This is a genomic window from Pseudomonas sp. LBUM1676 (assembly GCF_059695605.1).
Window position 1 is genome coordinate 3,160,278 of the sequence record NZ_CP166777.1, and the last position, 20,956, is coordinate 3,181,233.

General features: G+C 62.3%; 15 protein-coding genes. 2 read left to right on the top strand and 13 right to left on the bottom strand.

Annotated elements, in window-relative coordinates; translation table 11 throughout:
* Nucleotide 1: 1 nt before the first annotated feature.
* The 12 genes from ACA041_RS14735 to glgA all read right to left on the bottom strand — a co-directional run bounded on the left by ACA041_RS14735 (nucleotide 2) and on the right by glgA (nucleotide 17,915).
* The gene (locus tag ACA041_RS14735) at nucleotides 2-2,569 is read right to left on the bottom strand and encodes an autotransporter family protein (protein ID WP_497441780.1); all 2,568 of its coding nucleotides are present in this window, start codon (nucleotides 2,567-2,569) and stop codon (nucleotides 2-4) included.
* Nucleotides 2,570-2,813: 244 nt separating this feature from the next.
* A complete protein-coding gene (locus tag ACA041_RS14740) occupies nucleotides 2,814-3,614 on the bottom strand; it encodes an endonuclease/exonuclease/phosphatase family protein (RefSeq protein ID WP_497441781.1) in 801 nt (266 codons plus the stop codon).
* Between the two features lie 112 nt (nucleotides 3,615-3,726).
* On the bottom strand, nucleotides 3,727-4,485 hold the full coding sequence (locus ACA041_RS14745; RefSeq protein WP_497441782.1) for a PIG-L deacetylase family protein: 759 nt from the start codon (nucleotides 4,483-4,485) through the stop codon (nucleotides 3,727-3,729).
* A 177-nt stretch (nucleotides 4,486-4,662) separates the two neighbouring features.
* Nucleotides 4,663-5,262 carry an SAM-dependent methyltransferase gene (locus tag ACA041_RS14750; RefSeq protein WP_497441783.1) on the bottom strand — a complete coding sequence of 200 codons (600 nt, stop codon included), beginning with the start codon at nucleotides 5,260-5,262 and terminating at the stop codon, nucleotides 4,663-4,665.
* Nucleotides 5,259-6,017 carry a PIG-L deacetylase family protein gene (locus ACA041_RS14755; RefSeq protein ID WP_497441784.1) on the bottom strand — a complete coding sequence of 253 codons (759 nt, stop codon included), beginning with the start codon at nucleotides 6,015-6,017 and terminating at the stop codon, nucleotides 5,259-5,261. The genes ACA041_RS14750 and ACA041_RS14755 overlap by 4 nt, the downstream gene beginning before the upstream one ends.
* The gene (locus ACA041_RS14760) at nucleotides 6,014-7,003 is read right to left on the bottom strand and encodes an acyl-CoA dehydrogenase family protein (protein ID WP_497442082.1); all 990 of its coding nucleotides are present in this window, start codon (nucleotides 7,001-7,003) and stop codon (nucleotides 6,014-6,016) included. The genes ACA041_RS14755 and ACA041_RS14760 overlap by 4 nt, the downstream gene beginning before the upstream one ends.
* A gap of 1 nt (nucleotide 7,004) precedes the next feature.
* Nucleotides 7,005-9,167: a glycogen debranching protein GlgX gene (gene glgX, locus ACA041_RS14765; protein ID WP_497441785.1), complete on the bottom strand. Its 2,163-nt coding sequence runs from the start codon at nucleotides 9,165-9,167 to the stop codon at nucleotides 7,005-7,007.
* Nucleotides 9,168-9,281: 114 nt separating this feature from the next.
* Nucleotides 9,282-9,635: a DUF2934 domain-containing protein gene (locus ACA041_RS14770; protein WP_497441786.1), complete on the bottom strand. Its 354-nt coding sequence runs from the start codon at nucleotides 9,633-9,635 to the stop codon at nucleotides 9,282-9,284.
* Between the two features lie 21 nt (nucleotides 9,636-9,656).
* Nucleotides 9,657-12,449: a malto-oligosyltrehalose synthase gene (locus ACA041_RS14775; RefSeq protein ID WP_497441787.1), complete on the bottom strand. Its 2,793-nt coding sequence runs from the start codon at nucleotides 12,447-12,449 to the stop codon at nucleotides 9,657-9,659.
* On the bottom strand, nucleotides 12,446-14,524 hold the full coding sequence (gene malQ, locus ACA041_RS14780; protein WP_497441788.1) for a 4-alpha-glucanotransferase: 2,079 nt from the start codon (nucleotides 14,522-14,524) through the stop codon (nucleotides 12,446-12,448). Before malQ ends, ACA041_RS14775 begins: the two co-directional genes overlap by 4 nt.
* On the bottom strand, nucleotides 14,521-16,317 hold the full coding sequence (gene treZ, locus ACA041_RS14785) for a malto-oligosyltrehalose trehalohydrolase (RefSeq protein ID WP_497441789.1): 1,797 nt from the start codon (nucleotides 16,315-16,317) through the stop codon (nucleotides 14,521-14,523). The genes malQ and treZ overlap by 4 nt, the downstream gene beginning before the upstream one ends.
* A 14-nt stretch (nucleotides 16,318-16,331) precedes the next feature.
* The gene (glgA, locus tag ACA041_RS14790) at nucleotides 16,332-17,915 is read right to left on the bottom strand and encodes a glycogen synthase GlgA (protein ID WP_497441790.1); all 1,584 of its coding nucleotides are present in this window, start codon (nucleotides 17,913-17,915) and stop codon (nucleotides 16,332-16,334) included.
* A gap of 561 nt (nucleotides 17,916-18,476) precedes the next feature.
* Here glgA and ACA041_RS14795 point away from each other — a divergent pair.
* Both ACA041_RS14795 and nudC read left to right on the top strand, forming a co-directional pair.
* Nucleotides 18,477-19,289 (top strand): crotonase/enoyl-CoA hydratase family protein, encoded by an 813-nt coding sequence (locus tag ACA041_RS14795; protein ID WP_497441791.1) that lies wholly within the window; start codon nucleotides 18,477-18,479, stop codon nucleotides 19,287-19,289.
* A gap of 6 nt (nucleotides 19,290-19,295) precedes the next feature.
* Nucleotides 19,296-20,126: an NAD(+) diphosphatase gene (nudC, locus tag ACA041_RS14800; RefSeq protein ID WP_497441792.1), complete on the top strand. Its 831-nt coding sequence runs from the start codon at nucleotides 19,296-19,298 to the stop codon at nucleotides 20,124-20,126.
* Here the strand turns inward: nudC and ACA041_RS14805 are convergent.
* Nucleotides 20,094-20,873, bottom strand: a complete 780-nt coding sequence (locus ACA041_RS14805; RefSeq protein WP_497441793.1) for a TSUP family transporter — start codon at nucleotides 20,871-20,873, stop codon at nucleotides 20,094-20,096. The genes nudC and ACA041_RS14805 overlap by 33 nt on opposite strands.
* Nucleotides 20,874-20,956: the final 83 nt, after the last annotated feature.

A 20,956-nucleotide genomic window follows, 5' to 3' on the forward strand; every position in this document is an offset into this window, starting at 1 on the left:
ATTACCAGCGCATCCTCAGGCCCAGATTGCCGGACACGGAACGTCGCTGGTTGCTGTCGATATTGCTGCTGTAGTCGACACCGGCATAAACGCTGACCGATGGGGCAAGATTTAGCACGGCCCCGACGCCAATATCGGCCTGCGTCGATTGCTGCTCGGTGTCGATTTGATCGGCGTGGTCAAACGTGACGCTGTCGGTTCCCGACAACGTGTGCCACAGGTTGGCGCGCAAGTAAGGTTCCAATGGCCGGCCACCGACGGTGTAGCGACCCTCGAGGCGCGCCCCGAGTCGACCGGTCCAGGCGGCGTTGGAGTCGAATGACACGTGCGAAATGCCGTCATCCTGGCTGTCGAGTGAGACTTTCTGGTAAATCAACTGTGCCTGAGGTTCCACCACCCAGTCGTCCGCTACCGCGAACGGGTAACCGGCTTCTGCCGAAAGGGTCAGGACATGGCCCTCGTTGTCGAGTGTGAGGCCCCGTTCGGAATGGTTGTCACCGTCGAGCCAGCTGTACATCGCCACCGCGTCCAGGTAACCGCCGACGGGATCGGCCAGCGTCCAGTACAGGCCGAGGCTTTCACCCTCCAGCTCTACCTCGCCCGCGCGCTTGCCTTCGAAGCCCTGGTTGAAGCCGTCGACATCGCCCTTCAGGCGGTTGTGGCCAACGAAGAAACCCGTGCGCCAGGTTTGCCCTCCCGCCAGTTGGGAACCGAACAGGTCATTGCCGACCTGAAAGCCGTTGAGCGAACCGTCGAGCCGTGGCGTCACGGTACCGGCCCAGGTCTGGTCGAAGTGCTTGCCGTAGACCCGGCCCCAGCCAGCAGCCAGGGCGCCGGTTTCAGTGAGCAGGCGCTGATCGCCCTGACGATCATGGAAGGTGCCCAGGGCCGCCAGGGTCAACTGTGCGGCCGCTGGCGGCAACACGGACCACGTCGGGACTTCCGGACGATACAGGGCAATCGGTGCGGCACCGGGCACGGCGGCTGGCAACGCTGGCAGTTCGGGGCTGCCGAGCGGCGCGAGAGCCGCAACCGGTGTGGCAACCACCGGCACCGTGATGGGCGGCAAGCCCGGTTCAGGATTGGGAACGGTGGTCACCGCTGGCGCGACAACCGCCGAACGCAGGTACCAACTGTTTTCACTGCCAGCGGTCACCCCCCCTTTGAACAGGCGGTAGTCGAAAGCTCCGACCGACACCTGGCCCTTGAGTGCGAAGGCGTCATTATTACTGACGGCAGCGCCCTGAGCCTCTATCACCTGGATGCCGTTCTGGCGCGTCAGGGCACCTGCGCCTCCGAGGTTAGCGACAGAAATCAGGGTATTGCCCGTCAATGTCCCGTCGCTGACCACCAGTTTGTCGCTGGGGGAATTGTCATTACCCAACGCACTTTGCAAGAAAAGTTGACCGCCGTTGCCCGCGTAATTGCCTTGAACCGTCAGAGTGTCGCCGGTGCGGGTATTGCCGCTGCTCAAGTCGATCACCCCGGCGTTGTTCAAGGTTGCGCGCTGGCCAGCGGTGAAAGGCGTGATGCTGCCCTGGGCCGAGGTCAGTGTGCTGCTGGCGTCGATCGTGAACACGCCCGTACCGCTGGCACTGTCCCCCAACCGTAAAGTGCTGTCCAGGTCCAGGCGCGAGCCGTTATTGAGGTTGACGGTTTCCCAGTTGATGTAACGATCGCTGCCCGCCGAGGTGGTCCGATCGAAGGTCAGCAGGTCATTGCCATTGCCGCCATCGAGGGTCGGGGTGAGGGCGAGAGTGCTTTCACCGAGATTGCGCAAGGTTGCGCTGTCATGGTCTTCACCCATGAGGATGGCCAGCCGAATGATCCCGCCGCCGTCCCAGAGCAGCGTATCGTCACCGGCACTGGCGCGTATCTCACCAACGATTTCGCCCCCCGTCACCGTGATGCGGTCGTTGCCGCCGCTGACAGACACGTTGCCGCCGATCCGCCCGCCGGAGACGATAATCGTGTCGGTGCCGAACCCGGTCACCAGGTTGCCCAGTATCTGCCCGCCGGAGAGATCGAACAGATTGTCATCGAGTTTCATGTCGACCCGGCCAATGCTGCCGCCGGTCATTGTCGCCGTGTCGCCATCCTCGAAAGCACCAACGATGGTGCCGCCGGTCATCCGGAAGAAGTCGCGGTTGTCGCCCTGGGCGAGGGACTGCAGGGTGCCGCCAGTCATGCTGAAATCGTCGACGCCATTGCCCTGACTGACAGCCCCGGTGATCTGACCGGCACCGATGGTCAACGTGTCGGCACCGTCGCCCTGATTGAGGGTGCCGGCGAGGGTGCCGGAATTCATCTGCACGCTGTCATTGCCGGCGCCGAAGGTCACGTTGCCATTGACCGTGCCGCTGCCATTGGCGGGGAAGGTCAGACTGTTATTGCCCGACAGGTCGGTCAATGGCCCGCTGCTGGCACTGTCACACACGTAGTTGTCGTTACCGGCGGTGGGGGTCAGCGTGCAGCTGCCGTGGGCGGTCTGTGGTGCGCCGATGCACAGCCAGATTGAAACAGCGCAGGCGCCGTAACGGTACTTGGGCATCCTTGTCGAAAAGTTCATGCTCGTCTCCGCGTATTGATCGGCGACCCAGCCTCATTCGTCAAAAGGGCAAGGACGCATTCGGCAGCGCGAGTTGCGAGATAGCATCGGGAACAAACTACCCGTATTGAAAAACCTTCGGCAACGACGGCTACAGTGGCTCGTGTGCCCGTACGGAAAACCGATACGGACGCCGCCACCGTAGCAATAGATTTGCGGCGCGACTACTGTCACAAATGACAGGTAGCTCCGATGAGTGCAGGGGTCAGAGGTGTACTTCCACCGCCAACGGCAAGTGATCCGACAGGTGTGTCCACGGCCTGGTGCCCAGGATCCGTGGGTCATGGCTGCTGGCGTTACGCAGGTAAATCCGGTCCAGTCGCAGCAGCGGAAAGCGCGCCGGGTAGGTTTTCGCGGGGCGGCCATGATGGCGTTCGAAGGCTTCATGCAGGTATTCGCGGCGCACCAGGGCGGCATTTCCCTGGAGTTGCCAGTCGTTGAAGTCGCCGGCGATGATCACCGGTGCCTCGTCAGGCAGGGATTCGAGCAGCTGGCACAAGAGCTGAAGTTGCAACTGACGATGACTTTCCAGCAGGCTCAGGTGCACGCAGATCGCGTGGACCTCGGCGTGCCCCGGCACGTTGAGCACGCAATGCAGCAGGCCGCGGCGTTCGGGGCCGGTGATCGAGACGTCGAGGTTGCGATATTCGCGGATCGGGTATTTCGACAGCAGGGCATTGCCGTGGTGACCATTGGGGTAGACCGCATTGCGGCCATAAGCGAAGTCACTCCACATGCTGTCCGCCAGGAACTCGTATTGCGACGTTTGCGGCCAGTTGTTGAAACGAGAGGAATGACGCTCGTGTTCGCCGACGACTTCCTGCAGGAACACCAGGTCAGCCGAGGTACTGCGCACCGCTTCACGCAGTTCCGGAAGAATGAAGCGCCGGTTTAACGCGGTAAAACCCTTGTGGGTGTTGACGGTGAGAACCCTCAGCCGATGAACTGCCGGTGGTGTGTCCAGCGGTGTGGATTCGATGGCCTGCGGCGTGGAATCACTGCTCACGTTCTCTCCTATGATTCAGGGCTGCTTATGTATGCGACTGAAGTGGAGGCGGGCAGTTCAGTACAGCTCTGGGAAAGCAGGTTCGCCGCTCCCACATTGGATTGGTGTTGGCTCAGACGAACACGATTTCATACGGCAACCGAATCCGCTCCAGCAATACCCGGGGTAGCAGCGGGGCGAGGCCGATGGCCGGTTCGCCGTCGAGCTGGCTGGCGTAAGCGTGGGTGGCGTGGCTCTTGCGCGCGACGGTCCAGGTGTCGAGCCGAATCTTGCGCGCGCGGTGCCAGGGAATCATTGCGCGATCACGGTTCGGCCAGTGCCAGGCCCAGAACGGCACTTCATGAAACCTCGCACCGACCATGGCCGCGGCCTTGGCGCTGGCCCGTCCCACCGCACCATGATCATCATTGCCGTCCTCGCCCCAGGTGCTGAACACTACGTCGCCGGGCCGCAAGTAATGGGCAATGAATTGAGTCAGTTGAAGTTCCCGTTCGGCCAGGGCGTTGTCGGTGAAGCCGCCACGAATCCATTTCAGGCTGTGCATCGGTAACCCGAGCCGGCGCAAGGCCTCGACGCTTTCCTGGGGACGAAACACACTCAGGCGTTTTTCCGACCATTGCTGCGAGCCCGGATGGCTGGCGCTGCCGTCGGTCATCGAGATCAGTTGCAGGGGATGCCCCAGGGTGCTGAGCAACTGCAGCAAGCCGCCGCAGGTGACGACTTCATCGCCGGGATGCGGTGCGATCACGACGGCACGGGCGCCGGGGGGGACCAGGGTCTCGGTGTTGATGACGGGGATGGTGTCCAGTTGAGGGGCGCTGTTCCAGATCTGCGCGGGCTGGCTGCTTTCATTGATGGAAACAGGTTTCATCGGGGCTACGTCCTTGTTTGATTACATTATGCAGCGCTCCAAACCCTGGATTGCCGCGAGCAGAGTATTGCTCATGTATGGCTATTCGTCGCGTCGATGTTCCATCTGGTACGTTTTTTATCTAACGGATGCGGGGGCGATCAGCTTGCGTTGGCATCGCAACGGAAAAATCGTCCATCAGCGCAAACCTTCCAGCGCCGCCACCGACCGTGGTTCGCGGCTCCACAGTTCCAACAGGAAATCGGCCTCCTGATGCAGGACCAGGCGTGGCAAGTGCAAATGCTCATGGAGCAGGTCATGCACCTGTCGGGCATTGAGCGGGCAGGCATCGATCGGCGGGCGCCAGTGGCAGGCCAGGAGTTGGCCGTCGGCGGTCAGTGACTGTGCAGCGCGTTCGATCAGTTGTTTGAGGTCTGCGGCGTCCAGGTAGTAGCCGACTTCGCTGAGCACGATCAGGTCGAACTGTTCGTTCGGCCAATCGCCCGGCAAGCGGCTGTGACGGACCTCGGCATGATCGAACAGGCTGAGGCGAGTACCGGCCAGCGTCACCGCGGCGGCTGCGGTGTCGCAGCACAACAGTCGGTCGCAACGGGTGGCGAGTTCGGCACTCAGCTCCCCGTTGGCGCAACCCGGCTCGAAGATCGCGCGATAGTGTGGCCGGGGCAGCGCGGCCAGGGTGATGGCGCGTTTGCGCTGTTCGTACCAACGATCACGGAACGCCCAGGGATCGTCGCTGCCCGCAAACAACCCGTCGAAGTAGCGATCTTCGACGCTCACAGGAACACCACTTCGAACGGTTGCAGCAAACGATCCAGTACGTAGGGCGCCAGGACCGGTGGCAAGCCGATTTGCGGGTCGCCCTCCAACTGGCTGGCGAAGGCGTGAACGGCATGCCGCTTGCGAGCTACTTGATGGGGCTTGAGCAGGATTTTTCGCGCGCGGTGCCAGGGCACGTCACTGGCGTCAGGGGTAGCCCAATGCCAGGTCCAGACGGGCAGTTCGTGCAGGGTCGCGCCGACGCGCCGGGCCGCTTCAGCGCTGGCGCGGCCCACGGCTTCATGGTCGCAATGACCGTCTTCGCTCCAGGTGGTAAACACCACATCGTTGGCGCACAGGTGGCGTTCGATGAACGCACTCAACTCGGCTTCACGTGCCGCCACCTGACTGTCGGCGAACCCGCCGCGCAACCATTTCAGACTGTGCATCGGCAAACCAAGACGGCGCAGGGCTTCGGCGGATTCCTGCGGGCGGACCGCGCTCAGGCGTTCCACCGGCCAGCGTTCGGAGCCGGGGTGGCTGGCGCTGCCATCGGTGACCGAGATCAGCAGCAGCGCCCGATTGGCGGCGGCGAGCAATTGCAGGAAGCCGCCGCAGCCCAGCACTTCATCGTCCGGATGGGGGGCGATAATGACGGCCCGGCAACCTTGCGGGACCAGGGTCAGGATGTCGATCAGCGGTAACTGCGCCAGATGGCTGCAGGATTGCCACAGGTGCAGGGGCGTACCCTGGCCGACAATGGGATTGGTTTTCATAAGGTCCATGTTCCGTTGATGACCTGTCGACCAAGCGCGGCCAGGTCTCGTTCGGCGTGACTTTGGCGCAGGAACACCGGCAGGTCGGCGATCAGCCGGGCGAACTGTCGATCCTTGCAATAGGGGCCGGCACCCAGGGCGTGGCCGACATGCTGGATCACCTGCTCGGCGCTCTGTTCGACCACCGCCCGCACCCGACGGGCTAGCAGCTCGGCGTTGTCCAATGGCGCGGCGTCCATGCGCAGGGCACTGAGCCGCAGCACATCGGCAGCGGCATGCAAGGCGCGGTCGACGGCCCCGAGGTGGGCGAGGGCATGGGGTTCTTCGCGGTTCGCGCAGTGACGGCGCAGGCGTTCGCCAATGCTGCGGGCGGCGCCATACCAACAGGCGGCAATGCCGATCCCGCCTTGCCAGAAGCCGGGGCGTTGCAGGTAGTCGCCGGGATTGCCGATGGCCTGCCCTTGGGCGCCGTCGAACAGTACGTCGACGCTGCCGGTCGCGCCCATGCCGACGGCTTGCCAGCCTTGATCGGTGATGGTCACACCTGACTGATCCAGCGCCACCGCCACCAGTTGCTGGCGGTCCTGCGCGTCCCATGCCGTCAGCAAGCCGTGGCTCAACACCGCAGCCCCCGAACACCAGGCCTTGCGTCCATTCAGCACGACATTCTGGCCTTGAGGGCTGACCCGGACCCGCGCTTGCGGCGGTTCGGCAGCCCACATGCCCCAGGTGCTGCCCGGCGTTGGCGAAGCACCGAGTTGCTGGATGATCGCCAGCGCGTCGGTGTGACCCTCGTACAGCTTGCACAACCCCAGGTCATGCCCGCCGACCTCGGCCAGCGCCTGGAAACGCTCCAGGCTCCGGCCACTGCCAGGCAGCGGCAACTGATCGAGACCCGTCTCTACCAGGGCCCGCAGGCACCGGCCCAACGCCTGGGTGTCGGCGTAGCCCGGTGACTGGCGTTGAAGAAACCCCTGGAGGTCCATTTCACTCTTCATCCTCACGCTGCAGTTCGAACAGCAGCAGCGAACGGCCGGTGACCGAATACTCGTGGCCGAACTGGAAGCGTTCCTGCCCGCGAATGGATGGCTGGTTGGTGTCGATCATGCAGGTCCAGAAACTGCCATCAGGCACTTCCGGCAGCAGGAAATTGACCACGTCATGATGGGCATTGACCACCAGCAGCAGGGTCGCATCCCCACCCTTGCGGCGGATCCCGGTTTCCTGGGCGCGGCCGTCGAGCAGCATGCCCAGGCAGCGGCCATGGGCTTCTTCCCACTGTTCGATGGACATTTCACTGCCATCCGGCGCCAGCCAGGTGACGTCCTTGACCCCGATGTCCTCGTTGTAATTACCCACCAGGAAGCGGCCGCGGCGTAGGATCGGGTAGGTCAGGCGCAACTTGATCAGGCGTTTGACGAACTTCAGCAGGGCCTTGCCGTCATCGCTCAGGTCCCAATTGACCCAGCCGATGTCGCTGTCCTGGCAATAGGCGTTGTTGTTGCCTTCCTGGGTACGGGCGAATTCGTCGCCGGCCACCAGCATCGGCGTGCCCTGGGACAGCAGCAACGTGGCGAAGAAGTTGCGCATCTGCCGCTGACGCAGTTCATTGATCTCGGGATCGTCGGTGGGGCCTTCGACGCCGTGGTTCCAGGACAGGTTGTTGTTGCTGCCGTCCTGGTTATTCTCGTCGTTGGCTTCGTTGTGCTTGTCGTTGTACGAGACCAGGTCGTTGAGGGTGAATCCGTCGTGGGCGGTGATGAAGTTCAACGAGGCGTATGGCCGCCGGCCCCGCTGGTTGAACATCTCGCCGGAAGCGGTCATGCGGCTGGCGAAGTCCGCGAGCTGGCCGTCATCGCCTTTCCAGAACGCACGCACGGTGTCGCGGAACTTGTCGTTCCACTCGACCCAACCCGGCGGAAAACCACCGACCTGATAACCGCCGGGGCCGCAATCCCATGGCTCGGCAATCATCTTCACCTGGCGCAGCACAGGGTCCTGGCGACAGGCGACGAGGAAGCTGTGACGTTCGTCGAAGCCCTCGTGGTAGCGGCCGAGAATGGTCGCCAGGTCGAAGCGGAAACCGTCCACGTGCATTTCCGTGGCCCAGTAGCGCAGGGAGTCGGTGACCATCTGCAGCACACAGGGGTGACTCAGGTCCAGGGTGTTGCCGGTGCCGGAATCGTTGATGTAGTAGCGCTTGTCGTCAGGCATCAAGCGGTAATAAGAGGCGTTGTCGATGCCGCGCATGGACAGGGTCGGGCCCTGTTCATTGCCCTCGGCGGTGTGGTTGTAGACCACGTCGAGGATCACTTCGAGATTGGCTTCGTGCAGGTGCGCGACCATCTCCTTGAATTCGGCGATCTTGCCGCTGGCCAGGTATCGCGGGTCGGGGGCAAAAAACGCGATGCTGTTGTAGCCCCAGTAGTTGGTCATGCCTTTGTGCAGCAGGTGCTGGTCATTGACGAAAGCGTGGATCGGCAGCAACTCCACGGTCGACACGCCGAGCTTGCGGATGTGTTCCAGCACGTCATCGACCATCAACCCGGCAAAGGTGCCACGCTGGCTCTCGGGGACGGAAGGGTGACGCATGCTGATGCCGCGTACGTGAGTCTCATAAATGATGGTCTTGTCCCACGGCACGCTGACGCGATGGTCGTGACCCCAGGTGTGGGCCGGGTCGATCACCTTGCATTTGGGCACGAAGGGCGCGCTGTCGCGTTCATCGAAGCTGAGGTCGGCGTCGGGGTGGCCGATGGTGTAGCCGAACAGTGCTTCAGACCACTTCAACTCACCGACCAGTTGTTTGGCATAGGGGTCGATCAGCAATTTGTTGTGGTTGAAGCGATGACCGTTGGCCGGGTCGTACGCGCCATAGACGCGGTAGCCGTAGATCATCCCCGGATGCGCATCGGGCAGGTAGCCATGGTAGATCTCGTCGGTGTATTCGGGCAACTCGATGCGTTCGAGTTCGACTTCGCCGGCATCATCGAAGATGCATAGCTCAACCTTGGTCGCGTTGGCGGAAAACAAGGCGAAATTGACCCCCAGCCCATCCCAGGTCGCGCCCAATGGGAAGGGCAAACCTTCTCGGATTCGCGATGGCACCTCGACGTGAGGTTCTGGCGCGGATTTCTTTGGACTGCTCATACATGCTCCTGCAAATAGGGGGACAATTCTGGGCTCTGGTGTTTTTCGAGGACGAGCGAGCCCTCGGTGGCGAGGGGGCTCGCCACGAATTCATTCAGGACAGGTAAGGAAGCGTCAGACCGCGGGCGGTTTACGCGTGGCGCGAGGCTTCTTCTCGGCGGCTTTTTCACCGGGCGGGACCACGGATGAAGCCGCGGCCGGCTTGGTCTTGGCCTTGGTTTTAGGCTCAGGACCCTTGCCATCGAGTGACTTGTCATTGACTAGCTTGCCGTCGGGCTTTTTCGGCGCTGTTTTGCTGGCACCGGTTTTGCTGCCGGCGGCTTTTGTCGACTTGCTCGGTGCCAGGGCTTCGGCTTCAGCCAGCTTGCGGGCCATCTCCCAGTGACGGGCTTCGTGGCCTTCGGGTTTTCCTTCCGATTCCCAGATCTGATAGGCAAATTCGCGGATGCGTTTATCTTCGGTACTCATCGCCATGCTCCTGAACTGAACTCAAATGTCGGTAGTTTGGATAAAGAGATTGACCGGGAAATCCCCCAGCGCAGCGCTGATCATCAGTTCCCCTTGGGTTGTGACTGCGACGCTGGAAAAAAGTCCCTTCAAATGTTCATCAGAGGTGGCGAACGGTAATTGGACCCGCGTATCGCCCCACTGCGACGCATCAATGCGCGGCTCGGCACTGCTTTTCAGCAGTTCGGCACAGCGTATCGGTACGATCACGATCGCCAGTTTACCTTCCAGCGAGCGGGCAAACGCCAGCACCCGGTGCGCCTGGCTGCCGACGACGTCCAGGGCTTGATACGCCCCGCGCCGGAACAGCTCGGCGTGTTCGGCCCGCCGGTTCAATACTTGGGCGATCAGGCTTTGCTTGATGCGCCCGTCCCGCCAGTTCGACAGCAACTCGGGCAAACCCGAGGAGACCAGGGCCTGTTGCCGATTGGCGTAATCCACCGGTCGCCGGTTATCCGGATCCACCAGGGTGAAATCCCAGTACTCGTTGCCCTGATAAAGGTCCGGTATGCCGGGCACGGTCATGCGCAGCAAGGTTTGCGCCAAACCGTTGAGTGCGCCCGGGGCGGCGAGGGTGTTGACCGCCTTGCCCAGGGCTGCGCGCAACAGTTCACCTTCGGGGCTTAGCATCAGCCGCTCCAGGAACTGGTGCACCGCTTGTTCGTAAGCCTCATTGGGCGCGCTCCAGCTGCTTTGCAACTTGGCTTCACGCAAGGCTTTCTGTTGCCACTGCCAGAGGCGATGAGTGTAGGCCTCGATCGCCGTTGGATCGTCGTCGCGCAAATCGAGCGGCCAGCTGCCGAGGATCGCTTGATACAGGATCAATTCGTCGCCGGTCGATGGCATCTGGTCATCGTCGCGCAGGGGCCGGGCCAGGGCTTGCCAGAGCGGCACTTGTTCGGCGTACCAGGCGCTGCGTTCGCTCAACACCGCCAGCCGCGCACGGGTATCTTCCCCACGTTTGTGGTCGTGGGTGGCGGTGGCCAGTAAATTATCGGGAAACGTTTCCAGACGGTTGAGACACACCGCGTGGAAATCGGCGGCCGGCGCGCTGAACTGCTCGGTGCTGAACCCCACGTCATTACGAGACAGCAACACTGCAGAACGATAGAACGCTGTGTCTTCCACCGCCTTGGCCGCGGCCGGCGAGGTCAGCTGCTGGAAGCGTACGCAGGCGTGCTTGAGCATTTTGCGCTGGCGGCCTGCCGGGCGTCTGCGCCACGGCTCACCACCAAGCCAGCGAGCCAGGCAATCGAGCACCGGCCAGTCGGCTTCGCTGAGCGCTTGCCGGGCACCGTCCATGGCCTGCTGGAAAAACACATCGTCTTGCGCGCTGCGACCGCGGGGGCTGATATAGGTCCGGTAAACCGGGAAGTGCACGATCAGTTCCTGCAACGCCCGACGGATCGCGCCGAGGGTCAGGTCGCGGGTCATCAGGTCGTCCCGGGCCACTTGCAGCAAGGCCTGGGCGACGCTCTCGAAATCCCCGGCGAGGGAGCCGTTGAGAATCTGCTGGCGTGCCAGTTGCGCTTCCTGGCGAAAATCGGCGGGCCGTTCGCTGTATCGGCTCCAGAGTTTGCCCAAGGCAGGGGCACCTTCAGGGTCGTGTTGCAGCAGCGACAACTGGTTCATGAATTCGTAACCGGTGGTGCCATCCACCGACCAGTCGCGGTGCAGGGTTTCGCCTTCGCCGAGGATCTTCTCGACGAAGATCGGCAGGTGCCGCTCCGGTGACAGGCTATCGACCCTGCGCCGTAATTTGCGGCAGTAACCACGCGGGTCGGCCAGGCCGTCGATGTGATCGATGCGCAGACCGTCGACCAGGCCTTCGGCCACCAGCTCGAAAATTTTTGCGTGAGTCTCCTCGAACACCGCCGGCCGTTCGACCCGCAGGCCGCCCAGTTCGTTGACATCGAAAAAACGCCGCCAGTTGATATCGTCCGCCGCCGTGCGCCAGCTGGCCAGGCGGTAGCTTTGGCGTTCGAGCAAGTCGTGCAGGTGCTCGAATCCCTCGCGCGTCAGCGAATCGTAAGCCTCCAGGTTGCGCTGGATGGCTTGCAGAATCGCCGGATCATTGGCCAGTTCGCGCAGTTCCGCCTTGAGCGGCATCGCCAGGCTGTGCGCATCCATCTGGTAGCTCAAGGTGGCGAAACGGTCTGCCAGGGATTTGAGCTGAGTCGCCTGATCGGCATCCAGCAGGTCATCTGCCTTGAGCAGTTCGCCGTAACTGGTCGGGCAGATCGGGAAATGATGTTCGTAGTGTTCGACATGAAACGCGCCGTGCTGCGCATCGAAACGCAAGGGCAGGGTGCCGTCCTGCAGGGCGACGCCGTAATCGCTGCCGAGGAAGGGCAACAGCAGTTGGCCCGACATCAACGGATCCGGCGAATGCCACTGGATATCGAAGAACTCGCCGTAGGGACTCAGACGCCCCCATTCCAGCAAATCCAGCCACCAGGGATTGTCGCCACCGCCGACGGCCATGTGGTTGGACACGATGTCGAGGATCAGCCCCATCCTGTGCTCACGCAAGGTACTGACCAGGCGGCGCAATGCCGCTTCGCCGCCAAGCTCCGGGTTGACCGTGGTCGGGTCCACCACGTCGTAGCCGTGCATGGAGCCGGGGCGCGCGCTCAGCAGGGGTGAAGCGTAAATATGGCTGATGCCCAGGCTGGCGAAATAGGGTACCAGCGGCACTGCTTGATCCAGGGTGAAGCCTTTATGAAACTGCAGTCGCAGGGTGGCCCGCAACGGTTGGATGGCTGCTTGATTCATTGGTCACGCTCGGCCGCCTGAAGTCGCGCGCAGGCGAGCAGTTCCAGGCGTCGGGCGGCGTCCGGGCCATCGAGCAAGGTTTCGCTGTCACCGGGCAGGCGTCGCGACCAGTTGGGGTGGGCGTCGGTGGTGCCGGGCAGGTTGGCCTGTTGTTCGATGCCCAGAGCATCTTCCAGGGGCAGCAGCACCAGCGGCGCCGGGGTATGCCCGAGGAAACGGATCGCGGCATCCAGCACCTGATCGGTTTCATGGGACTCTTCGCGAAAGTTCTGCGGATCCTCGCTCAACACCCGGCGCAGACCTTCGCGCTCGCGTTCGCGGTGATGCCGCCATTCGATTTCGCCCGGCGCGTCGACCATACCGAGGCGCGCATTCCAGTCGATATCGTGACCATGCCACCAACCATTGAGGGTCGGCAGGTCGTGGGTGCTGGTGGTCGCCAGCGCGTTGTCGGGCCAGTCGAGCATCGGCTTGAAGTGCGCGTTGTCCTGTTCGAACAGCAGCACGCGCATGCCGAGGATCGAGCGGGCGATGAGTTTGTCCTGCAGGCCCTCCGGCACCGTCCCGAGGTCTTCGCCCAGGACGATGGCCTGATGGCGATGGGATTCGAGGGCCAGCAAGCGCAGCAGGTCATCCACCGGGTAATAGAGGTAGGCGCCATCCGCAGGGGGAGCGTCATTGGGGATTACCCACAGCCGTTGCAGGCCCATGATGTGGTCGATGCGCAGGCCGCCGGCATGGGCAAAGTTGTCCCGGAGCATTTCAATGAACGCGCGAAAACCGTTACGGACCAGGCCTTCGGGGGAGAACGCGGAAATACCCCAACCCTGGCCGGAGCGGTTGAGGATGTCCGGTGGCGCGCCCACGGTCAGCGAGGCGAGCAATTCGTCCTGGCGACTCCAGGCCTGGCTGCCACCGCCGTCGGCACCCACCGCCAGATCGGCGATCAGCCCGATGCTCATGCCGCTGCTGCGGGCGGCGGTTTGCGCGCGCTCCAGGCAGCGGGTGATCAGCCATTGGCAGAAGGCAAAGAAACCGATGCGACCGGCGTTCTCTTCGGCAAATTCGGCGAGGGCGGCGCTGCGCGGGTCACGCCATTGTTCGGGCCACTCGCGCCAGTCCAGGCCTTGACCCTTGGCGGCGCGGGCTTCCTGGATGGCTTCGAAGCGACAGTGGTTTTCCAGGGCTTCGCCGCCGGCATGGCGGAAGCTGCTGAAGTCGGCATGCAGCGGGTGTTCGCCCTGCACAAACCCTTCGTACAGCGCCTGCAACAGCCGATGCTTGGCCTCGGCAGCCTTTGGCCATTCGATCAGCGGCAGTTCTTCAAGGCGCTTGAGTTCGGCGGCCAGACCCGTGGCATCGATCGCCGTGCGCAGGGCGCGCTCACCGAGTATGAGGCCCGGGGCGGCATAGAGGCTGTTGAGGAACAGACGGCTGGACGGCGAATAAGGGCTGTAGCGATGGGTATCGTTGGCGAACATCGCATGCATCGGGCTGATGGCCAATGCTTCGGCGCCGCGCTCGCCAGCGACCCTGACCAGATCTTCCAGGGCCTGGGTGTCGCCGAATCCGCCGTCTCCGGGACGACGCAACGAGTACAGCTGTACGCTGAGGCCCCAGGCCCGCGGGATCGGACTGTCGACGGCATCGCCGACGCTGTAGCAGCGAGCCGGGGCAACGGCCAGGGTAAAAGACTGGCCGTCGATGCTCACGTGCTGGTAACCAACCGGAATCAGGCCGGGCAGAGTCGCCTCATCGTCCAGCTTCAGGTTGAGCCGCGAGCCATCTTCGAGATGGACCTCGCAGGGCGTCTGTGGCTCGAAATAATGCGCCAGGCTCAAACCCACGCCGACATCGGCGGTGATGAGCGGCGGCAGGTGCCGGGTCTGTTGCACTGCCTGCAATTGCAGCAGGCTGGCATCGATTTCCTGTGCGGTACTCGCTGGGTGGCCGAGTCCGATGAGGACGTTACGCAAAACCGATGGGGCGACTTTCTGCGGGCGGCCGTTGGCGTCGATCCAGTCGACTGCCAAACCAGCTCGGCTGGCCAGTATTTCCAATTGCGCATCACTCATTGGCGCTCTCCATCCGGGGGTAGCAAAGGGGCTGCGGCCGTGAGGCTGACTAGCGCGCAATACGGGGCAAGCGTGCCCTGATCCAACAGGCCGGCCGACTGCGGTGGGTGTGCGAACAGCAGCGAAGCATCGGCCTGTGGGGAGTGGACCACTGGTGTGTCGCTGAGGTTCAGGTCAATACGCAGCTGATTGCCATTACCCAGTTGCCAGCGTGCCGTCACCGCGCCCTCGGCCAGCACTTCGGCGCCCAGGGCAACAGTACCGGGCAGATGGGGAATGATGTGTTTATGGCGAAGCCGCAATAGCTGGTGATACAGGCCCTGCATGGCCGATGGCCCGGTGGCGGTCAGTTTCGGCCGGGACGCCTCAAAGGTCTGTGGTGCGTTCGGATCGGGAATCTGCTCGCGTTTATGCGGATCGGCAAAGGCGCTGAACGCGGCAAACTCGTTTCGTCGTCCTTCACGCACCAGTTGCGCCAGCTCACCGTGGTGACTGGTGAAAAACAGAAACGGCTCTTGCGCTGCGAACTCGTCGCCCATGAACATCAGCGGGATCATCGGTGACAGCAGCAGCAGGGCGGTCGCGGCTTTCAACGCGTCGCGGGGGGTCAGCTGATGCAAGCGTTCGCCAAATGCGCGATTGCCGATCTGGTCGTGGTTTTGCAGGAACAGCACAAAAGCACTGGGTGGCAAGTGGCCGCTGGGTTCGCCGCGGGGAGTGCCGTGGCGGGTCACGTGGCCCTGAAAGACGAAACCCTGGCTCAGGCAGCGCGCCAGTTGCTCGGTTGGGTTGTCGGCGTAGTCGGCGTAATAGGCATCGGTTTCGCCGGTCAGCAGTACGTGCAGAGCGTTGTGCCCGTCATCGTTCCACTGCGCGTCGAAGCCTTCCTGCAACAGGCTGGCCTGGTTGTGCTCGTTCTCTACCGTCAGCCACACATGCCGCGCCGGATCTGTCAGTTGCCGAACCCGTTGCGCCAGTTCCTGAAGAAAGTCCGGGCTTTCGATGGCGTGGACCGCATCCAGGCGCAGGCCGTCGAAGCGGTATTCGAGCAGCCACATCAGCGCATTTTCGATGAAGAAATCCCGCACCTCGCGCCGCCGGAAGTCGATGGCGGCGCCCCACGGTGTGTGCTTGTCTTCGCGGAAAAAGCCCTTGGCGTAACGATGCAGGTAATTGCCGTCCGGGCCGAAGTGGTTGTAGACCACGTCGAGAATCACCGCCAGGCCATGGCCATGGGCGGTGTCGATCAGGTGTTTGAGTTGTTCGGGGGTGCCATAGGACGATTGCGGCGCGTAGGGCAGGACTCCGTCGTAGCCCCAATTGCGGTCACCGGGAAACTGCGCAAGGGGCATCAGTTCGATCGCGGTAACCCCCAGGTCGACGAGGCGCGCCAGGTGCTTCTCGACTTCACTGAAACCGCCGAGGGCACCGACGTGCAATTCGTAAATCACCGCCTCGTTCCATGGCCGACCCAGCCAGTTGCCGTGTTGCCACTCATAGGCGAGGGGATCGACCACGACGCTGTGCAGGTGTATGTCACCGGCCTGGGCGCGGGAGGCCGGGTCGGGCACCTCCAGCTCACCGTCGATGTTGTAGCGGTAACGCGTGCCGGCGGGACAGCGGGTATTGATCACGAACCAGCCATTGGCCTGAGGCAATAGTGGCAAGGATTGTCCATCTTCCAGTTCAACACTGACGAAAAACGCATCTGGCGCCCACAAGGCAAAACGCGTGTGTTCGGCGTCCAGCATGATTGCGCCGTGGGGCCAGGTCTCAAGGGTCCGTAACGGCATCTATAAAAAACCTCTTACTGTCGGTTCGATTTACCCAGTGCTTTAGCCACCAGCTGTTCGTAAAGTTCGGCGTAGGGTTCGACCGCCTGGCACCAGTTGAATGGCGCGGCCATTGCGCGGCAGCGCATGGCATTCAGGAGGTCGGGGTAGGCGAATACCTTGAAGGCCCGGCTCAGGGCTTCCTGGTAACTTTCAACGGTGGATTCGTCGAACAGGAAACCGGTCACGCCGTTTTCGATGGTGTCGGCCAGACCACCGGTGTTGCGGGCCACCGGCAAGGAACCGAAGCGCTGGGCATACATCTGGCTCAGGCCGCAGGGTTCATAGCGCGAAGGCATCAGCAGGAAATCACTGCCGGCGAACATGCGTCGGGCGTCGGTTTCATTAAAGCCGATGCGTACCCCGATCTGTCCCGGGAAGCGCAGGGCCAGTTCACGCATGGCTTGTTCTTCTTCCGGCTCGCCACGCCCGATGATCGCGATCTGGCCGCCGGAGTTGACGATGTATTCGGAGACGGCTTCGGTGAGGTCCAGGCCTTTCTGATAGACCAGTCGCGAAACCACGGCGAACAGCGGACCCTCGGAGTCTTCCAGGCCGAACAGCTCGCGAACGTGGGCCGCGTTGACGACCTTGCCGTCCCAATCGCCGATGCTGAACGGGCAGAACAAATGTGGGTCGGTGGCCGCATCCCAGCTTTCATCGATGCCGTTGGGAATGCCACTGAGCAGGCCTTGCTGGGTCTTGGCGGAGAGAAAACCGTCGAGACCGCAGCCGAAGGCCGGGGTGGTGATTTCCTGGGCGTAGGTGGCGCTGACCGTGGTGATGTGGCTCGAATAGGCCATGCCGGCCTTGAGGAACGACATCTTGCCGTAGAACTCCATGCCTTCCTGTTGCAGTGCGTGGGTGGGAATCCCCAGTTCGGGGCACGAGCCCAGGCTGGTCACGCCCTGATAGGCCAGGTTGTGAATGGTGAACAAGGTCGGGGTGCGCTGCCCACGCCAGTGCATGTAGGCGGGCGCCAGGCCGGCGGGCCAGTCATGGGCGTGCACCAGGTCCGGGCACCAGTGGATCTGCGCGAGGTTGGCGGCGATATCGGCGGCGGCCAGGCCCAGGCGGGCGAAACGGATATGGTTGTCCGGCCAGTCGCGGCCGTTGTTGGCGCCGTAGGGCGAACCTTCGCGCTCGTAGAGTTCAGGGCAGATCAACACATAGATGACCAGGCCATCGGGCATGTCCATGCGCCCGATCTGGCAAGGGGGCAGGGCCGCGTGGCCGCCCAACTCGCCAATGATATGAATGGGGTTTTCGCTGTGCAGGACCTGCGGGTAACCGGGGATCAGCACACGAACATCGTGCAGTTGTGCCATGGCCCGGGGGAGGGCCGCGGAAACGTCACCCAGACCGCCGGTCTTCACCAGGTCGGCAATTTCGGAGGTGACGAACAATACTTTCTTTCTATTCGGATTGTGCTTGGCAACCGGTGCCAGCGCCTTGGTGCCGGGGACGCTGATCGATTGAGCACTGGGGCTCACGACGCTCGATTCGCCGACCTGCTGATGAGCACGTTCTCCCTGGATATCTAAAGCCGCACTGATCATATGAATCTCCCGTGTTATTGATCTAATTCTTAGGTCTGGCAAATGATGTTCCATGGCCAATTCATCTGGCCGGGCGCAAACGCGCTACGCAGTGGGTGAGCAAACGCTGCCCGTGCGCTGGAGCAGTAAGGCTTGAAATCGATATTGCAAGGATTGCACCAGTCGCAACGCACCTCCCTTTCAGGTGACCCGTCGCCGTGGGTAAAAGTTTCGACTTTTTTCCCACTTTATGACCTACCGGTTTTTGCTCGCGAAAAGGAGTCTAGGCCAGAAGTTAGAGCGGGGGAGGTCGAATGGCAAAATTGTTCGACAATCGGTTCAAAGAGGTACGGACGTCCCGAATGTCGCAGGGGCACGCACCGACGAAGGGCATGTTTTTCCGGGTTTCAGCGCTAAAAATTAAACAAGCCGTCATACAACTGTGCGATGCGATTCCTTGTTGTGCACCAATATAGTGCGGCTCGAACCAGTCCCGTCTTTGTCCGAACCGCAGCCTTACTGCCCGTCGTACTGCCTTGTTATAGTTCAGGCCTCGTTCTTGCCCGGTTAAGGATCACTAGCATGTCCCAGTACACCGCGTTCACCGTCGAACTGGCCGATAAAATCGCCCACGTGCAAATCAATCGCCCGGAGAAGATCAATTCGATGAACGCCGCGTTCTGGAGCGAAATCATCGAGATCTTCCAGTGGGTCGAGGACACCGACGAAGTCCGGGTGGTGGTGCTCAGCGGTGCCGGCAAGCATTTCTCGTCCGGCATCGACCTGATGATGCTGGCCGGCGTGGCCAATGAACTGGGCAAGGATGTCGGCCGTAACGCGCGTCTGCTGCGGCGCAAGATCCTCGCCCTGCAAGCGTCCTTCAATGCCGTCGACCACTGCCGCAAGCCGGTGCTGGCGGCAATCCAGGGCTATTGCCTGGGGGGCGCCATCGACCTGATTGCCGCCTGCGACATGCGTTACGCCGCCGCCGATGCGCAATTCTCGATCAAGGAAATCGACATCGGCATGGCTGCCGACGTTGGCACCCTGCAACGCTTGCCGCGGATCATCGGTGACGGCATGCTGCGTGAACTGGCTTACACTGGTCGCGGCTTTGGCGCCGAAGAAGCGCGTGGCATGGGCCTGGTCAATCGCGTCTACAGCGACGCTGCCAGCCTGCTCGATGGAGTAATGGGCATTGCCCGCGAGATCGCCGGCAAGTCGCCGATCGCCATCACCGGCACCAAGGAGATGATCAGCTACATGCGCGACCATCGCATTGACGACGGCCTCGAATACGTCGCCACCTGGAACGCCGCCATGTTGCAATCCACTGATCTGCGCGTGGCCATGGCCGCCCATATGAGCAAACAGAAACCCGAATTTCTGGACTGATTAAACATGACTTCACGCTGGACCACTGCAGTACTGGACACCGATCAACCGGGCGGCTGGGCGGTTGCGCGCAGCCCCGAAGGCTTTCTGTTCGATGACAATGGCGCGCTGTTCCCGCGCGAATGGCTCAAGCGCCAGGACCTGCCGATCCTTGCCGAGCACGGCATTGGCCATCTGGATGGCGAACCGGTGTATCTGCTGGAGTTGCGCAGTCACAGCGAAGTACCGGGCTGCAACTGGAAAGGCCTGCGGGCGTTCATGCTCGAGGGCGATCACACGGTGTACAAGGTGCTCGGTTATGCCGCGCAGATCGGCACCTGGGCTCGCGAGCACCGTTTTTGCGGCAATTGCGGGCAGGCCATGACCCAGGTTCCACGGGAACGGGCGATGTATTGCCAACCCTGTGACTTGCGCAGCTACCCGCGGATTTCGCCGAGCATGATCGTGCTGGTGACCCGTGGCGATGAAATCCTGCTGGCGCGTTCGCCGCGGTTTGTCACCGGGGTCTACAGCACGTTGGCCGGTTTTGCCGAGCCGGGTGAATCGGCCGAGGATTGCCTGATCCGCGAGGTCCGCGAGGAGGTGCGGATCGAGGTCAGGAACATCCAGTACATGGGCAGCCAGTGCTGGCCGTTCCCGCATTCGATGATGCTCGGCTTCCATGCCGAATATGCCGGGGGCGAGATCGTGTGTCAGGAAGACGAGATCGAAGACGCCCAGTGGTTCAACGTTAACGCGCTGCCGCCGTTGCCGGCGTCACGCTCGATTGCCCGTTACCTGATCGACGTCTACGTGGCGCGGCGCCTAGGCCACGCTGAACCAGTGCTGCCAGGCTAACCGCACGGTCAAGCCCAGCACCACGGTAATGAACACCGGGCGAATGAATTTCGCCCCGCCACTGATGGCGGTGCGCGCGCCGAAAAAAGCACCGACCATCACCGACAGGCCCATGCTCAGGCCGATGATCCAGTCCACTTGCCCGGAAAATATGAACACCGACAGCGCGGCTATGTTGCTGACGAAGTTCATGCTGCGCGCCACGCCGCTGGCCTTCACCAGATCGATGGGGTACATCAGCATCGTACTGACGGTCCAGAACGCACCGGTGCCGGGGCCTGCCACGCCGTCGTAGAAACCGAGGCCGAAGCCCTGGGTCGACTGCCACTTTTTCCTGATCGGCGCGTCGCTGTCCAGCGGCGCTTTGGGTGTGCCGCCGAACAACAGGTAGAGGCCGCAGGCAAAGATGATCACCGGGAGCATCTTGTTCAGCCAGTCCGCGGGCAGGTAATGGGCGACCACGGCGCCGGTCAGAGCGCCGACGAGGGTGCCGACGATCGCATGCATCCACTGTCTTGGGTGGAACAGCTTGCGGCGGTAGAAGGTGAAGCTGGCGGTGGCCGAGCCGAAGGTCGAACTGAGTTTGTTGGTGCCCAGCACCAAGTGGGGCGGCAGGCCGGCGGTCAACAGGGCCGGGGTGGTCAACAGACCACCACCGCCGGCAATGGCATCGATGAAACCGGCAACGAAAGCGACAAGGGCCAGGATGGCAAGGGTGGTGAGGTCAACACTGAGTTCGAAAGGCATGGAATCGGCTTATTCGGCAGGACGCAGGAAAGGGCTGCGGGGAAGGGCCGGTATCTTAACTGGATCCAGACGTTGCGGCGACT

What these genes read in the sequence shown, in the direction of transcription:
- ACA041_RS14735 (WP_497441780.1), bottom strand. Translation starts at nt 2,569, where the DNA reads ATGAACTTTTCGACAAGGATGCCCAAGTACCGTTACGGCGCCTGCGCT.
- ACA041_RS14745 (WP_497441782.1), bottom strand. Translation starts at nt 4,485, where the DNA reads ATGAAACCTGTTTCCATCAATGAAAGCAGCCAGCCCGCGCAGATCTGG.
- ACA041_RS14755 (WP_497441784.1), bottom strand. Translation starts at nt 6,017, where the DNA reads ATGAAAACCAATCCCATTGTCGGCCAGGGTACGCCCCTGCACCTGTGG.
- ACA041_RS14760 (WP_497442082.1), bottom strand. Translation starts at nt 7,003, where the DNA reads ATGGACCTCCAGGGGTTTCTTCAACGCCAGTCACCGGGCTACGCCGAC.
- glgX (WP_497441785.1), bottom strand. Translation starts at nt 9,167, where the DNA reads ATGAGCAGTCCAAAGAAATCCGCGCCAGAACCTCACGTCGAGGTGCCA.
- ACA041_RS14770 (WP_497441786.1), bottom strand. Translation starts at nt 9,635, where the DNA reads ATGAGTACCGAAGATAAACGCATCCGCGAATTTGCCTATCAGATCTGG.
- ACA041_RS14775 (WP_497441787.1), bottom strand. Translation starts at nt 12,449, where the DNA reads ATGAATCAAGCAGCCATCCAACCGTTGCGGGCCACCCTGCGACTGCAG.
- malQ (WP_497441788.1), bottom strand. Translation starts at nt 14,524, where the DNA reads ATGAGTGATGCGCAATTGGAAATACTGGCCAGCCGAGCTGGTTTGGCA.
- treZ (WP_497441789.1), bottom strand. Translation starts at nt 16,317, where the DNA reads ATGCCGTTACGGACCCTTGAGACCTGGCCCCACGGCGCAATCATGCTG.
- glgA (WP_497441790.1), bottom strand. Translation starts at nt 17,915, where the DNA reads ATGATCAGTGCGGCTTTAGATATCCAGGGAGAACGTGCTCATCAGCAG.
- ACA041_RS14795 (WP_497441791.1), top strand. Translation starts at nt 18,477, where the DNA reads ATGTCCCAGTACACCGCGTTCACCGTCGAACTGGCCGATAAAATCGCC.
- nudC (WP_497441792.1), top strand. Translation starts at nt 19,296, where the DNA reads ATGACTTCACGCTGGACCACTGCAGTACTGGACACCGATCAACCGGGC.
- ACA041_RS14805 (WP_497441793.1), bottom strand. Translation starts at nt 20,873, where the DNA reads ATGCCTTTCGAACTCAGTGTTGACCTCACCACCCTTGCCATCCTGGCC.